Consider the following 14,856-nt stretch of genomic DNA (forward strand, 5'->3'; position numbering starts at 1 on the left):
TTTTATTTTAGGTTCAAAGAGTGAGGATATCAATAGAGAGTAAAAACACACTGAACAATGTTTTATTTTATAAAATAAAAGGTATAAAAATAGAATGCAGTGATTTCACTCACAGTATTTTTTAAAAACATAGTTTATCTTATAGGAGAAGAGTGAGTATGAGAAATTCATTATATTTTACTATTTGGGATGGGTATTCCCTAAATTGGTGGAGTATGATTACCAGTGGGGGGATTCTCTCACTGGTAAAGTTTTTTATCTATAAATTTAATGATATATATGCTACTTATTATCATTCTTACGTAACATTTGGATAAAAAATTAAATGTGAGGTGTGGAAGAATGAAGCTAATTATTCCAAAGCAGCATGGAGCCTGGGGAATGCTGCTTATTCCATTTGTTTTAGGTATTTTAACTGGTAAATGGACATGGTATCATATACCTCTTTTTTTAGCGTGGCTTTTTGTGTATTTAGCTACATATCCCTTATTAATGTATGTAAAACAGCCGCGAAAGAAGTATTATTTATATTATTTTTTTCTGTACTTTGGTGAGGCTTGTATATGTACAGCTATTGCTCTTAGTTATGAATGGCGTATAGTTTACTTTTCTATTATTATGCTCCCGTTTTTTTGTATAAACATTTATTTTTCTAGCAAAAAAAATGAACGAGCTTTATTAAATGATGTATGTGCAATTATTTTGTTTTGTATAGGGGGAATTATTAGTTATTACTTCACAATGAAAACAGTCGATAAAAATATATTGACAATAGCGACTATAGCATTTTTATATTTTATAGGAAGTACTTTTTATGTAAAAACAATGATACGTGAAAAAAAGAATCCAACGTATCGCATTCTGTCATGGTGGTACCATTTATTACTTGTGATTGTTACGCTTATTTTATCACCAACGATTACCATTATTTTCATCCCAAGTTTGATACGGTCTATAGTACTGTATGGGAGAAATATTTCAATCTTAAAAGTGGGGATTTTAGAGAGTATAAATGCTATTTACGTTTTTATTACTACAATAATAGTATTTAAATATTTTATCTTGTAAAGGCTAATAATGCTTCATATTGTTTATTTAATATTTATATATTAATGTGTTAAGAATTGCTATTGTGTTAATATTTTCTCCAATACTAATACTGGATGTAGAAAGGATTGTATAAATAATGACTTTTTACCAAAAATTAATGCCGTATTATGATGAAATTTTTCCGGAAAATGAAAAACAATTGAATTTTATTGCTTCTTATTTACAAGAGGGGGAATCCGTAATTGATGTAGGTGCGGCAACAGGGAATGTGGCTAATGCATTAGTTGAAAAAGGAATGATTGTTACTGCGATGGAGCCAGAGAAAAAAATGGCTGATAAAATTTCTGAGAAGGCTATAACGCATAAGGGAAAACTTTTTGTAAATACACTTAGGATGCAGCAAATAGACGATGTGCCTGGGATATTTGATGGTATTTATTGTATTGGAAATACGTTGGTTCATTTAGACAATGTACAAGAAATTACTGATTTTATTCAAAGTTCTTTTAAAAAACTTAAGAAAAATGGAAAGTTCATAGTTCAAATTGTAAACTATGAAAAAGTATTAAATCAAAAAAAGTTCATATTTCCAGTAATTAAGAAAGAACATTTCTCATTCAAACGAGATTATGCAATAGAGAGAAAAAAGGTGCTATTTACTGTAACATTAAATACAAATGGTGAAGAATTCTCAAATAGTATAGAGTTATATCCAATTACAAAAAAACAATTACTTCCCATATTAATAGATTGTGGTTTTGAGTCAGTAGTAACTTACGCTAATTTTGATAAAAAAATATATTCACTTGATAGTCCTGCATTAGTAATTGTAGCAACAAAATAAATTTAAAAAACACCTGAGTAGAAAGCTGTTACTCAGGTGTTTTTTTATTAATTTTTTTAAAATGTGATTCTAGTCCTCTTTTAATTATAAAAAAGTTTATATAATTCAGTTGTAAATCGAATCTGATTGAGGAGGAATTGAGTTATATGGGCAAAGAAATTAAGTTAACTAAAGATATATATTGGGTAGGGAAAGTCGATAATAGAGAAGTTCCATTTCATCGTTTAATCTTAGCAAAAGGAACAACTTATAACGCGTACTTGCTAAAAACGGAAAAGCCAACAGTGATTGATACAGTTGATATAGAGTTTGGAAGAGAATTTGTAGAATCATTAAGTAAATTAATTGATCCACAAGAAATTCAGTATATCGTAGTGAATCATACAGAACCCGACCATTCAGGGGGATTGGCGGCATTAGCATCAAGAGCTACTAATGCAACGATTGTATGTACAGAAATTGCAGTACCAGAAATACAAGAGATGTATAAACTGCATAATCGAAAGTTTTTAATAGTAAAAGATGGTGATACATTAGACATTGGTGGAAAAACATTGAAATTTAAAGAAACGCCATATCTTCATACTGAAGAAACAATGATTACCTACTGTGTAGAGGATAAAATTTTATTTCCTTGTGATATTTTTAGTACTCATATAGCAAATGACGAGATTTTTAGTGATAAAGCGAATGTAGATATTACGGAAGACTTTATCGGTTATTATAATGCTATTATTCATCCACATAGAAGATATGTAAGAACATTAATAGAAGCACTAAAAGATTTGGATGTACAAATGATTGCACCATCTCATGGCTACATTTTACGTCAGGATATACAGAAGTATATTAAATTATATGCGGATATGAGTAGAGATACCAATCAAGATAAGAAAGTAACAATTGTATATACAACAATTAAAAATAATACAAAAAAAGTAGCAAATATTATTAAAGAAACTTTAGAAGCAGATAATATTCGTGTATCAGTATTTAACGCTGATAAATCAAAGAAATTAGAGGTTTTAAAGAGTATTCAAGAAGCAGATGCAGTCTTCATAGGATCTTCAACTAGATATGCAGATATGATTGGTAATTTAGAAGAAATTTTAAAAGAAATGACAGAAATGAACCTAGAAGGGAAAATTGCAGCTTCATTCGGTTCATATGGTTGGAGTGGAGAGGCAATTGAAGTGATACAAGATTACCTCAATGAAACAAATATGAATGTACAAAGCACATCAAAAGTTATCAAATCTACAGGTATGACTCATGTTGAATTTCCTATTCGGATTAGATTCTCTCCAAAAGATGAGGGAAAAGTAAAGAAAATCCAACATGCAACAACATTTGTTACAGATTTATTATTGAGTTCTATTTAATAGAAAAATGGAGGTGAAAACATGGAAAAGAATTTTATTATTATTGGGAGTGGTGTAGCCGCTGTAAATGCTGCTAAAACTATTAGAGAATACGATAAAGAGTCAAATATATCTATCTTTGGGGAAGAGCCATTACTACCTTACAAAAGAATTAAATTATCAAAGGATCTGTATTCAGATTTACACAGTGAAAAAGTGTTAATTAAAAAGAAAAAGTGGTATCAAGATAATCGTATATCAGTTTTTATAAATACAAAGGTGGTAAAAATTAATACAGATGAGCAATTTATTGTTACATCCAATGAAGCGGTATTTTCTTATCATAAACTATTAATTTGTACAGGAGCAAATAATAGAAGATTAGAGATAAATGGAATTAATAAAAAAAATATTTTTACTATTAGGGACATGCAAGAAGCAGATGAGCTTAAAGGATATTTAGAGGACAAAGAGAGTGTTGTGACCATTGGTGGGGGTGTACAAGGGTTAGAAACAGCATGGTCTATTCTGAAAGCTGGTAAAAAGGTATCCATTGTAGAAGTAGCTCCTTTATTAATGAGAAGACAATTAGATACAAAATCTTCGCTTCTCTTAAAACGAAAAATTGAAGAGGAAGGAGTAAAGGTGTATTTAAATACTTCTATTGATTCTATTCTCGGGAAAGAATCCGTAACTGGCATAAAGATGAACGACAATTCTCAAATTAATTGTGATAGTATTGTTTACTCAATTGGCGTTACTCCGAACACTAAACTTGTACATGATACTGCTATTAAATTAAATAGAGGAATTGTTGTGAATGAGGAGATGAGAACAAATATAGACTCCGTATACGCTGCGGGAGATGTTGCAGAAGTAAATAATGAAATTGAAGGCTTATGGGGGACTGCCTTGGAACAAGGAAGAGTAGCAGGTAGTAATATGGTCTCTAAAACTGCCATTTATAAAAAAGAAATTCCAACCACTATTTTTAACGCATTCAATGTATCTTTATTTTCAATTGGAGTTGTTAATAAAGAGCAATGTGATACAACAATTGTTGAAGAAGACGGTAAGGAGAAGTATACAAGGTTATTTATTAAGGATAATAAAATAGTCGGTGTGATTTCATTAGAAGGAGTTGCTGCATCTATTCCTTACAAATCTGCGATTGAAAAGCATGTGTCGTTAGAAGGAATAGATTTATTAAATACAAACATAAGTGAAATAATGAGCAAGTTAAAAGAAAAAATATAAAGCTGTACAAAAAGGAGAGGAAATCATGAAAAAATACATTTGTTTACCATGTGGATATATTTATAACCCAGAGGTAGGGGATCCAGATGAGGATATAGAACCAGGAACAAGTTTCGAAGATTTACCAGAGGACTGGGTTTGTCCTGTGTGCGGAGAAGATAAAAATCATTTTGCACCACTAGATGAATAAGAAGGAAAAAACAATGAGAATACTACACAGTATTCTCATTGTTTTTTATATTTTTGAATGTGATTCTAGTCACAGAAATATTCTTTAAAAAATTCTATAATAATTATGTAGCAGATACTTATACCGATTCAGCCATTCTCGGTACACTCTATAGGGCCCTGGCGCCACCCTTTCTCCTCAGGGCCTTATTTTTCTATGCCATATTCAAAATATGTTTATGAAGATAGTGTATATCACTGTCTTCATAAACATATAGTTGTGATTTGGGTCACTGCAATATTTGATAAAAATGTCTATAATAACCTTGGATATCATTATATTTTTAATTCTATAGTTAAAGTAAGGTGAGAAAATATGGACGATAATCATAAGAAATCAAGAGAGCTTTGCCCAAGAAAAGTACTAATTTTTAAGACCCTTTCCGAAGAGGAAATTAGTAATATAGCTTCAATGACAAAACATAGGAAGTTTAAAAAGGGTCAGCCATTAATTCTTGAGGGAGATAAATCAGATACATTATTTATTATTAATAGTGGACAAGTAAAGCTATGTACATTAACTCTTCAAGGGAAAGAGCAAATATTGCATATACTAACAAGTGGTGAATCCTTTTGTGAATTAAATATATTTAATTATGATGAAAAAAGTAATTTTAGTGCGTATGCTATAGAAGATACTCATATTTGTATGCTAAAAAAAGAAAATATGGATTATATAATGGAACGAAATCCGAGTATTGCATTAAAGTTGTTAAAAGTTGTCACAAAACGTTTAGCTAAGATAGAGAATTTAGTGCAAAATTTAGCGACAAACAATCCTGAAGTTAGAATTGCTCATATACTATTGGAGTTTTGTGATAAATATGGCAAAAGTACTGAGGATGGAATACTTATTAACTTGCCATTGACACGAGAGGAATTGGCAAATTATGCGGGGGTAACAAGAGAGACTATTAGTCGTAAATTGAATAAGTTTGAAAGTTTAGGACTCATGGCCTCTGTTGGAAATAAGAAAATAATAATAAAAAATCAGTTAGCTATTAAAAGACTTATTAGTTTTTGAAAAAAGACTCCTTTCTCAGAATATGAAAGAGGAGTTATTACAAAATAGTAAGTATTTTAATTGTAAAAATTCTTATAATCATTATATATGAGGAAATCACAAAAAGGGAATGTGTGTTACCAATTGGATTAATTAGTTAAAAATGGATTTTTCGAGCCGTGAAATATCACATACTTTATAATCAAACTTAAATAATAAATTTCAAATTATTTTAGCTTATATTTTTGATTTATGTGAGGGACACACCTTACGTACCACTCCAATGGTATAGGTGTGTCCTTTAATTTTATATAATTAATAATGTTAGTGATTCTCGTGTAAACTAGGTATTATTATATAATAATTATATAATGAGAAATTAGTAATTTTAAGTTTATCTCAAATCTTATAGCCCTGTGTTTTTTTAAGGAATGACCGTTAGGGCTTGTCTGCCTAATTGAACCCATGCTTCTTCAAAATCCTTCTTATCAATTTTTTTATTTTTTTCCGTATCTAATGGATCATTAATGTATACATATTGATCGGTGTATCCAGTTAGTAAAACACTATGTTGACGGTATGTAACCTGTCTCTCACCCATATTTGTTTTCCAAGTACGAAATTCATAATCAGGTAGTTTGCGAAAGCTCGCGTTTGTTAAAATCCAAACAGGGTGTTCTTTGTCAATTGCTTTATATAAATCCTCGGGATTACTTCCGGTTAAGTCTATAATACAATTCTCTGATATGTATAATTTGGCTAACTCTAAAATCGGCTTAATATGCACACCTAAACCAGGCATATCTATGTCATACATATCTCCAACAAATCCTTCGTCCATATTTCCCATAAATCCATTGTTTTGAAAAGGTACATATTTAATATTTTCAGCTAACTCTAATTTATCAACGGATAGCCCGTTAAAATTTAAAAGCATTGCTAAACTTGTAACTTCGCATCCACGTTCTAATTCTGGATTTTGTAGAATCAAAGGGACTTCTAAAGGATTATTCTTTTTAGAATATGATTTTTTTTTATCGAGTTTAACAAGTTTATCCATCTCATATGTTGTATTTTTAGTGCTATTATTTTCACCTTTATGGACTAGAGTTATTATACATAATACCGTGCATAAAATAATTAATAGATAAATATTTTTGTGTCGTTGCATTTTAGTATGTCTCCTTAATTAAATTGATATTTTAATTTAGTACGTTATGGGGTTGCAAATGTGTCAATATTAAAGTGTTCTCTTTAATACGTTTTCAAAGAATTAAAACTCTTCTTAAACAATTATTAAGAAGAGTTTTTTTAGATAAAAGTTATAAAGAATTAGTTTTAATTAAATAGGAAATTATGCAAAAAGAGTATTTGTCTGTACATTTGTTATATGCTCGGCTAATACAGTAGCTTGTGCATAGAGGGGAGCTGGAAATCCTAATGTAATGCCATTGTGTTCAGTGCATTCACCAACTGCATAAATTAATTTATCACTTGTTTGCATATACTTATTAACAACTATGCCACGGTTAACATGTAAGCCAGCTTTTTCTGCTAAATGTGTATTAGGTCGCCTACCAATAGGTATTACAATTAAATCATATTTTTTAATAGTGCCATCTTCGAATTGAATCCCCTCTGCGTAGTCTGTACCTAGGATTTTAACCGTGTTTTTTTCCATGAGAAATTGAATTCCTTTTGCTTTTAGCTTGTTACATAGTAATGAACAATCCAAGATATCTTGTTTTGCCATTAAGTGTGAACTGAAATGAACTACGTGGACGTCTATTCCAAAATCAAATAATTTTTGTGCAATTTTTAGGCCGAGCATGCCATTGCCAATAATAATAGCTTTTTTTGCATGCTTCTTAATATTTAATAGAAATTGGATTTCTTCAGTTGTTCTAAGTTTATTTACTCCAAATAATTGCAGTCCTTTAACGGGAAAAATAAAAGCAGTAGATCCTGTTGCAATGATGAGTTTATCGTAGAAAACAATACGGCGTTTATCTGTAACAATGACCTCGTCCTCACGATCAATTTCTATTACTTTTTCGTTTGTAAAAAGCTTAATATTATGTTGTTGGTACCAATTATATTGCTTTTTCATTCTATTTTTAATATCTAATTTTAAAGAAATAGTGTTTATTTGATTGTAGAGAGGATAGAGTTCATCACTGAAAATAGAAATGCTATACATATTAGGATTTTGTATTAAAATCTGTTCAATACAGCGTAAACTAGATATACTATTACCGATTATTACTAAGCGTTTTCGTTTTCTCATATCAATTTCTCCTTTTTAATTGTGAAATATTGAGCAATGATATCCGTTCATATTATATCAATTTTAAAAACAGAGTGCTTGATATGTAGTTTATTTTAAAATATGTCACAAATTATCTTTATTCGGGTATTGGGATACAAATTGGATCCCATTAAATTCATAGGTTAGAGCCGAATTTTTAACATTTTACTAAGATATTTCAGATAGAAAATGTTGAATATGTTTGCTGATAGTAGTATTTCTTCAATTTTTAAAGAGTAACGCATATAAACACACTGTACCTAAAATTAAAGTTTTTTGTATAAATATAATGAATTTCCTGATGCGTCACTATACAAGTAAGTAAAAATTAAGATGAAGTGCTTTTCCTAAACATGATAAATTAAAACTTGTTATACCAGATTAATTATTTTTTATTCTATATTGAATAGGTATATTCGTGGATTATGCACCTTCTAGAATTTAGTAAATATAGTAGATTGCACATCATTTGAATTATTTCGTAAAGTGAGTGTGTTTATTTTGTGAAAAGTTGAACAAAATCTTGAAAGTGAATATTGAAACATGTAGTTTATTCTTAGGATTATTTATAATAAACATAAACTAAAGGAGTGTGTATTTTTATGTTAGAACAAGGGATAGCTGATGCTATAAAACTTGCACAAAAGAAGAAACAAATATTAGATATAAACCCAATACAATATTTTGTTCGTGCATTACTAGCCGGCATCTATATTGGATTTATTATAGTATTATGTTTTAAATTAGGGGATTTTTTTCACGTTGTAAATTCACCTGCAACTTATTTAAGTGCTTCTTTATTTTTTGGAATTGCACTTATATTAATAATATATGGTGGAGCGGAATTATTTACTGGGAATACAATGTATTTTACAATTTCGACCTTACGAAAAAAAACAACGGTCTTAGATACTTTTCGTAACTGGGGTGCTTGTTTTTTAGGTAATCTGGTAGGTGCAATATTTTTTGCGTTATTATTTTATGGTACTGGTATTTTTGATCAAATTGAATATGAACATTTGATAAGTAATGTTGTTGAAGTAAAAATGAATACTCCGACAATACAGCTATTTTTCAAAGCTATTTTATGTAATTGGCTTGTTTGTCTAGCATGCTTCCTTCCTTCTCAAGTAAAAGGGGATACAGCAAAAATAATTGTTATGATGTTATTGGTTTTTACATTCTTTTTATCTGGATATGAACATAGCATTGCAAATTTATCGCTATTTGCAATCTCCCTGGTATCGCCACATCCCAATACAATTTCTTTTAGTGGGGCTATTTATAATTTAATTCCAGTTACAATTGGAAATATTATTGGTGGATCTGTATTTGTTGGCATGGTATATCATTATATAACCCAAAACAACCCTACCGCTGAAGAAAAGGGCGATTTAGTTGAATCTCAATGTGAGGAAAACATCCCATTACAAACACAAATAAAAATTTAAGCTACTAATATAATCATTTTCGTATAAAAATAACATAATTATTTTGAGTGTTATTTTTATATCAGTTGGCCTAATTAGCCGGAAATACCATTTTAATAATTCTTTTAAATATATTTTTTTCTTTTATAAAATATATTATTTGTTTTTGTTAGACATATAAGGGAAGGGAAATATACAAAAAACATTCACAACTTATGTGACCTAAATTTGTTAATATAAAATGCAAGATCACATGTCGAATTTATTACAGAAAACTCTAAAAAATTAGTGGGAGGTTTACTAGAAAATGAATTTTGAAAAAGTTTGTTTGGTATAGAAGTGCTTTTAGGGGGGGATTGCTAAAATAGGTGAAATAACCTTCGATATACAAAATTAAAATTTGCAGTAATTAGATTTGAATGAAGATAATATAAGCATGAATGTCATTATGAAAAGTGATAATCCGTTAGTGAATCTCAATAAAAATGTAAGCGTTAACAATTTTGTTTAACTAGATGTATAAACTAGATTTTTCACAGAATATCAATGAATCTTTGAAATGTAGATAAAGAAAAATTATCTTATCTAGTGAAGCTATACATAATATTTTTTGAGTTAAATAAGAAATAATGTTAGAGCAATATTTGCTGGAAATACATATGAAAAGGAATTTAAGTTTAACTATTTGGTATTTAACATAAATGTATTTCGAGTTTATTACTTGCTCATTCAAAATTTATGAAATCTCTTTTTTATTAGAATAACGGAAATGTACAAAAACATAATAAACAAAAATAGTGAGGGATCTAAAAATGAACAAAAATATTAATCGTGTGGTTTTAATTGGTACAGGGGCCGTAGGGTGTAGTTATGCATATTGTATGATTAATCAGGGCCTGGCAGAAGAATTCGTTCTTGTGGATGTAAATGAAGCAAGAGCAGAAGGAGAAGCAATGGATTTAAGTCATGCAATTCCTTTTTCGCCATCACCAACAAAAGTATGGAAGGGTAGCTGTGAGGACTGTAAAGATGCGCAAATTGTTGTAATAACAGCCGGATTACCACAGAGACCAGGTGAAACACGTTTAGACTTAGTTGAAAAAAATACTAAGATTTTTAAAGAAATTATACGTAATGTCATGTCAAGCGGATTCGATGGTATTTTCTTAATTGCAACAAATCCAGTGGACATTTTAACATATGTAACTTGGAAAGAATCTGGGTTGCCGAAAGAACGCGTAATTGGTTCAGGTACAACACTTGATTCTGCACGTTTCCGTTACATGCTAGGAGAATATTTTGAGATCGATCCTCATAATGTTCATGCTTATATAATTGGTGAACATGGTGATACGGAGCTTCCGGTTTGGAGTCATGTGTCAGTTGGCGTTCAAAAGCTACAAACCATTTTAGAAAATAAAAGTCAGTATAATCAAAGTGACTTAGACGAAATTTTTGTTCGTTCACGTGATGCGGCCTATCATATAATTGAACGTAAGGGAGCAACCTGTTATGGAATTGGAATGTCTTTATTACGTATAACAAAGGCAATTCTACATCATGAAAATAGTGTATTAACAGTATCTGCATACCTTGAAAATGAATATGGTCATAATGATGTATATATAGGAGTTCCTGCTGTTATTAATCGCGAAGGTATTCGAGAAATTATAGAAATTGAGTTAAATGCGGAAGAAAAGTTTAACTTTAATCATTCTGTACATACATTAAAAGATACCATGTCACCAATACTATAAGATGAATTTATCGTATAACATTATGTCGAATATATAAATACTTAGCAACAGTTTAAAGGTACCTAATCTAATATACTCTGAAAGCAAATAGTATAGAAAAAATGTTTGTTTAAATAGAAATAAAGTACTTTCATCTTGTAAAGAATCATTTTATAAACATTATTAAGAAATTAAGATTCTGTACGACATTAGTTCATAACATATCAAGATTGAACGTTTTTAGAAGCGACATAATTATTTATAGCTAAATATGTTATGATTTTCACAAAAGGTTGATACCTTTTGTGCATAGTTTCCTTTAAGTCACTAAAGACAGATATATTTGATTAAATAAAAAGCACTTTTTTAGAAGTTTAAGGAAGTGCCTTTTTATTTGTTAATAAACATTAGAAATCTATTAAATTACATACATTTATGGAAGAGAGTGATTTCTATGTGCATCTGGCTATCGTTTAATTACATTCTTATTGGACGTTTATAAAACAACGAGCATACAGTAGGAAATGTGAAAATTAGGGGGATAATGGAGCATACAAAGTTGGTAATAAACCTTAGGGAAAGGAGGGAACGAGATGAGAAATTTCTTTGAAGAAAAATATACAAATTTAGAATTTAAAAGAGAACTAATAAATATTATAAGTAAAATCAGTGAATATAAAGGAGCAATATCAGCATATCAAACTCAAAAACCAGAGATATTTAATCTTTTGGAAAAGAATATATCACTGCAATATATTAAAACTTTTCCTAATATATATGAAAAGTTTACATTCTCAAATAAACAGTTAATAAAATTAGTTGATCATCATGCTAGCCCTCAAACATTGGAAGAGGACGCTTTATTTTGTTATTGCAAAACATTAGAACTTGTGCAAAAAGAAAACCACAAATTACCTATTAAACCGCAAACAATTCAAGAATTGCACTTCCAATTAATGAATTATTCAACTTCTGAAAGTGGTAATTGGAGAAAAAGCGAACTTGTATTATCTTCTATTCCAAAGTTAAAAGATCAATTTAAATTGCGTACAGTTGTTTTATATGATATGGTTCCGCAATATTTGTATCATCTATGCGAACAATATAATGCATTAAGGGCTAAAGGGAATTTTCATCCGCTCCTACTAATTCCTCAATTTATCTTAAATTTCCTATGTATTTATCCATTTAATAAAGGGAATGGCAAGTTAGCAAAAATATTAATTCAATGGTTATTAATTGAAAGTGGATTTACATTTGTAAAATATACATGTATAGATAAATATTTCAAAGAATATGAATTAGATTATTATGATGCTCTGTATAAATCTGCAGCTCACTGGTATCAAGGCGATCATAATGTAGTTTTCTGGATGAAAATTTTTTTAGATATTGTTTTAGTTGCATATAAAGAATTGAATCATGTAATAAAAAATTGTATCAGCACTCATACTAAAAGAAAAAGAATTGAAAAATACATAGACAGACAAGATAATCCTTTTACTAAAGAAAATATTCGAAACATGTATCCAGACATAAGTGAAAGTACTATAAATAAAACATTACACGCTTTAAATTCACAGGGATGTATTAAATTAGTTTCTAAAGGTAGAAATGCAACATGGATAAAGCGTAAATTAACTTAGGGTAAAGAACTAGAACAATGGCAAATAATAAACAAGGAGAACCCAAAAAGGGTTCTCCTTGTTTATTATTTGTTTGACTAATGTATCTTTTAGAAGGATAAAGAAGTAAAATAGACTATTTATTAATTGCAATCTAATCATAAAATTTTGTATCACATCTTTAAGAAAGACTGGTCTACTCGTTATGATTTTCTAAACCAAATTGTCCCTTTTTACGCATAGTGTAATAAATAGGGAGGCCGAGTGCAGTTAGACCTATTCCACATAAAGCTAGCAGAGGTTGAGTGAATAAGGTATTAATAACAATGAACAATCCGCCAATAATAGCAACTAATGGTATAAAAGGATACAATGGAACTTTATAAGGTCGCACAAGTTCGGGTTCCCTTTTTCGTAAGATGAATACAGCAAGGAATGTCATTGTGTAGAATATCCATATTACAAATACCAACATATCAGTAAGAGTATTGAATCCGCCGACGGCCATCATAATAATTGAAATAAATAGCATAAATAGACCAGAATTATAAGGGACCCGACTATTTTTAGATAATGTAGCAAACCATTTACTAAATGGTAGTTTGTTCTCAATAGCCATGGCATAAGGAATTCGCATTCCTGTCATAATATAACCATTAATCGTTCCAAATACGGAAATTAAAATGCCAATGGTAACTAGTTTTCCTCCCATAGCTCCAAATAGAATTGTAGCTACTTGAGAAGCGGGTGTATCAGTACCTGCGAGCGATGTTGCAGACATGACCATTAGAAACGCGACATTAATTAATAAATAAACAACCATTACTGTTGATAATCCTAATACGATTGCTTTAGGTAAGTCTTTTTTAGGGTTTTTCATTTCTCCAGCAATATTCCCTACATGAATCCATCCATCATAGGCGAACATTGTTGCGAGTAAACCAGATCCAAGGGCAGATATCATAGATTTGTTCGGCCCTGCCTCAATTGGAAAAAGCTGAAAAGTAACGTCACTTTTGTGTAGTAATCCAAAAATAATAATCAATGCTAATGGAACCAATTTGCATATAGTCGAAGCCATTTGGATTCCACCAGCTGCTTTAGCTCCTAAAAAGTTCATAAGAGTTACAAATGTTGCTGTGATAATTGCAATTGCGATAATTAGCATTTTGTGTTCATTAACATTTAGGCCAAATAAACTAACAGTTTGTGTCCCGAAAATAATAGCAAGAGCTGCAATATTTGCAGGGAAGTATATGACAGTTTGTGCCCAGCCAAGCAAGAAAGCAGTTAAGTTTCCATAAGTCCTCTTTAAATATGCCATCATTCCCCCCGTTTCAGGAATAGCGGCAGATAGTTCAGCAGCAGTTAGTCCTGCGCAAACCGTCAAGATACCACCAATTACCCATGCAAGTAATCCTAGGCTAGCTGTTCCTGTTACTCCATATAATGCAGTGGGCTTGAAAAATACTCCGGCGCCGATAACGGTACCAATAACTGTGGTTAATGCTGCAAAGAAACCAATATCCTTTTTTAGTTGTTGTTGTGACAAAATAATCACTCCCAATTAGAAAAATATATAAATTCTCTTATGAATTCTTTACCTGTTTGTTAAATTATTTGATAGTATATCCTGTATCCATACAAATAGCCGCCCCTCATCCTTACCAGCTAGAGAATTTGAATACATTTCAGATACTAAATAAAAAAGAAATTAAACGTATAAGTAAAGAAAGTTTAATTTCGCCTCAAATCATGTGAAAATTTTCACATGATTTGAGGCGAGTAAAATTCCATGAATTATACATTAAAAGAAATTCTTTAATTTAACCCGAAACATGAAGTTAAAAACGAGATTTCTTTTATATGAATAATAAGGATAAATGAGGCATTTTAATATTGTGATATAGTAAAATGGTAAATCGAAATTCAAAAGAGAAGATATATTCTTGTGAAGAATATCACAAAGTATTGAGGGGTTCAATCATATTTTCGATATAAAATATAGAAAATC

General features: G+C 30.1%; 12 protein-coding genes. 9 read left to right on the forward strand and 3 right to left on the reverse strand.

The window, feature by feature from the left end:
- Positions 1–342 precede the first annotated feature (342 nt).
- From RBB48_RS24565 to RBB48_RS24590, 6 genes are all read left to right on the forward strand, one after another.
- Entirely contained in the window at positions 343–1,068 is a 726-nt protein-coding gene (locus RBB48_RS24565; protein ID WP_306008211.1) for a YwiC-like family protein, read from the forward strand.
- Between the two features lie 118 nt (positions 1,069–1,186).
- Positions 1,187–1,894, forward strand: coding sequence for a class I SAM-dependent methyltransferase (locus RBB48_RS24570; RefSeq protein ID WP_306008212.1), 708 nt, complete (start codon positions 1,187–1,189; stop codon positions 1,892–1,894).
- A 146-nt stretch (positions 1,895–2,040) separates the two neighbouring features.
- Positions 2,041–3,276 (forward strand): FprA family A-type flavoprotein, encoded by a 1,236-nt coding sequence (locus RBB48_RS24575; RefSeq protein WP_306008213.1) that lies wholly within the window; start codon positions 2,041–2,043, stop codon positions 3,274–3,276.
- 21 nt (positions 3,277–3,297) lie between these two features.
- The gene (locus tag RBB48_RS24580) at positions 3,298–4,512 is read left to right on the forward strand and encodes an NAD(P)/FAD-dependent oxidoreductase (protein ID WP_306008214.1); all 1,215 of its coding nucleotides are present in this window, start codon (positions 3,298–3,300) and stop codon (positions 4,510–4,512) included.
- Positions 4,513–4,537: 25 nt separating this feature from the next.
- On the forward strand, positions 4,538–4,702 hold the full coding sequence (gene rd, locus RBB48_RS24585; protein ID WP_000759867.1) for a rubredoxin: 165 nt from the start codon (positions 4,538–4,540) through the stop codon (positions 4,700–4,702).
- A 354-nt stretch (positions 4,703–5,056) separates the two neighbouring features.
- Positions 5,057–5,764 carry a Crp/Fnr family transcriptional regulator gene (locus RBB48_RS24590; RefSeq protein ID WP_306008215.1) on the forward strand — a complete coding sequence of 236 codons (708 nt, stop codon included), beginning with the start codon at positions 5,057–5,059 and terminating at the stop codon, positions 5,762–5,764.
- A 403-nt stretch (positions 5,765–6,167) separates the two neighbouring features.
- On the opposite strand, the gene RBB48_RS24595 is transcribed toward RBB48_RS24590, so the two are convergent.
- Both RBB48_RS24595 and RBB48_RS24600 read right to left on the reverse strand, forming a co-directional pair.
- Positions 6,168–6,914 carry a C39 family peptidase gene (locus RBB48_RS24595; protein ID WP_306008216.1) on the reverse strand — a complete coding sequence of 249 codons (747 nt, stop codon included), beginning with the start codon at positions 6,912–6,914 and terminating at the stop codon, positions 6,168–6,170.
- 183 nt (positions 6,915–7,097) lie between these two features.
- Positions 7,098–8,030: an FAD-dependent oxidoreductase gene (locus RBB48_RS24600; protein WP_306008217.1), complete on the reverse strand. Its 933-nt coding sequence runs from the start codon at positions 8,028–8,030 to the stop codon at positions 7,098–7,100.
- A gap of 623 nt (positions 8,031–8,653) precedes the next feature.
- On the opposite strand from RBB48_RS24600, the gene RBB48_RS24605 reads away from it, so the two are divergent.
- The 3 genes from RBB48_RS24605 to RBB48_RS24615 all read left to right on the forward strand — a co-directional run bounded on the left by RBB48_RS24605 (position 8,654) and on the right by RBB48_RS24615 (position 12,863).
- Positions 8,654–9,502: a formate/nitrite transporter family protein gene (locus RBB48_RS24605; protein ID WP_306008218.1), complete on the forward strand. Its 849-nt coding sequence runs from the start codon at positions 8,654–8,656 to the stop codon at positions 9,500–9,502.
- Positions 9,503–10,293: 791 nt separating this feature from the next.
- On the forward strand, positions 10,294–11,238 hold the full coding sequence (locus RBB48_RS24610; protein WP_088346173.1) for an L-lactate dehydrogenase: 945 nt from the start codon (positions 10,294–10,296) through the stop codon (positions 11,236–11,238).
- Between the two features lie 572 nt (positions 11,239–11,810).
- Positions 11,811–12,863, forward strand: coding sequence for a Fic family protein (locus RBB48_RS24615; protein WP_306008219.1), 1,053 nt, complete (start codon positions 11,811–11,813; stop codon positions 12,861–12,863).
- A gap of 175 nt (positions 12,864–13,038) precedes the next feature.
- Here RBB48_RS24615 and RBB48_RS24620 read toward each other — a convergent pair whose 3' ends face one another.
- On the reverse strand, positions 13,039–14,394 hold the full coding sequence (locus RBB48_RS24620) for an APC family permease (RefSeq protein WP_000082761.1): 1,356 nt from the start codon (positions 14,392–14,394) through the stop codon (positions 13,039–13,041).
- Between the last annotated feature and the right edge of the window lie 462 nt (positions 14,395–14,856).

It is taken from the genome of Bacillus sp. MMSF_3353 (assembly GCF_030733445.1).
In the GTDB taxonomy this organism is placed as follows: domain Bacteria; phylum Bacillota; class Bacilli; order Bacillales; family Bacillaceae_G; genus Bacillus_A; species Bacillus_A wiedmannii.

What these genes read in the sequence shown, in the direction of transcription:
- RBB48_RS24600 (WP_306008217.1), bottom strand. Translation starts at nt 8,030, where the DNA reads ATGAGAAAACGAAAACGCTTAGTAATAATCGGTAATAGTATATCTAGT.
- RBB48_RS24595 (WP_306008216.1), bottom strand. Translation starts at nt 6,914, where the DNA reads ATGCAACGACACAAAAATATTTATCTATTAATTATTTTATGCACGGTA.
- RBB48_RS24580 (WP_306008214.1), top strand. Translation starts at nt 3,298, where the DNA reads ATGGAAAAGAATTTTATTATTATTGGGAGTGGTGTAGCCGCTGTAAAT.
- RBB48_RS24610 (WP_088346173.1), top strand. Translation starts at nt 10,294, where the DNA reads ATGAACAAAAATATTAATCGTGTGGTTTTAATTGGTACAGGGGCCGTA.
- RBB48_RS24565 (WP_306008211.1), top strand. Translation starts at nt 343, where the DNA reads ATGAAGCTAATTATTCCAAAGCAGCATGGAGCCTGGGGAATGCTGCTT.
- RBB48_RS24605 (WP_306008218.1), top strand. Translation starts at nt 8,654, where the DNA reads ATGTTAGAACAAGGGATAGCTGATGCTATAAAACTTGCACAAAAGAAG.
- RBB48_RS24575 (WP_306008213.1), top strand. Translation starts at nt 2,041, where the DNA reads ATGGGCAAAGAAATTAAGTTAACTAAAGATATATATTGGGTAGGGAAA.
- RBB48_RS24590 (WP_306008215.1), top strand. Translation starts at nt 5,057, where the DNA reads ATGGACGATAATCATAAGAAATCAAGAGAGCTTTGCCCAAGAAAAGTA.
- RBB48_RS24570 (WP_306008212.1), top strand. Translation starts at nt 1,187, where the DNA reads ATGACTTTTTACCAAAAATTAATGCCGTATTATGATGAAATTTTTCCG.
- rd (WP_000759867.1), top strand. Translation starts at nt 4,538, where the DNA reads ATGAAAAAATACATTTGTTTACCATGTGGATATATTTATAACCCAGAG.
- RBB48_RS24615 (WP_306008219.1), top strand. Translation starts at nt 11,811, where the DNA reads ATGAGAAATTTCTTTGAAGAAAAATATACAAATTTAGAATTTAAAAGA.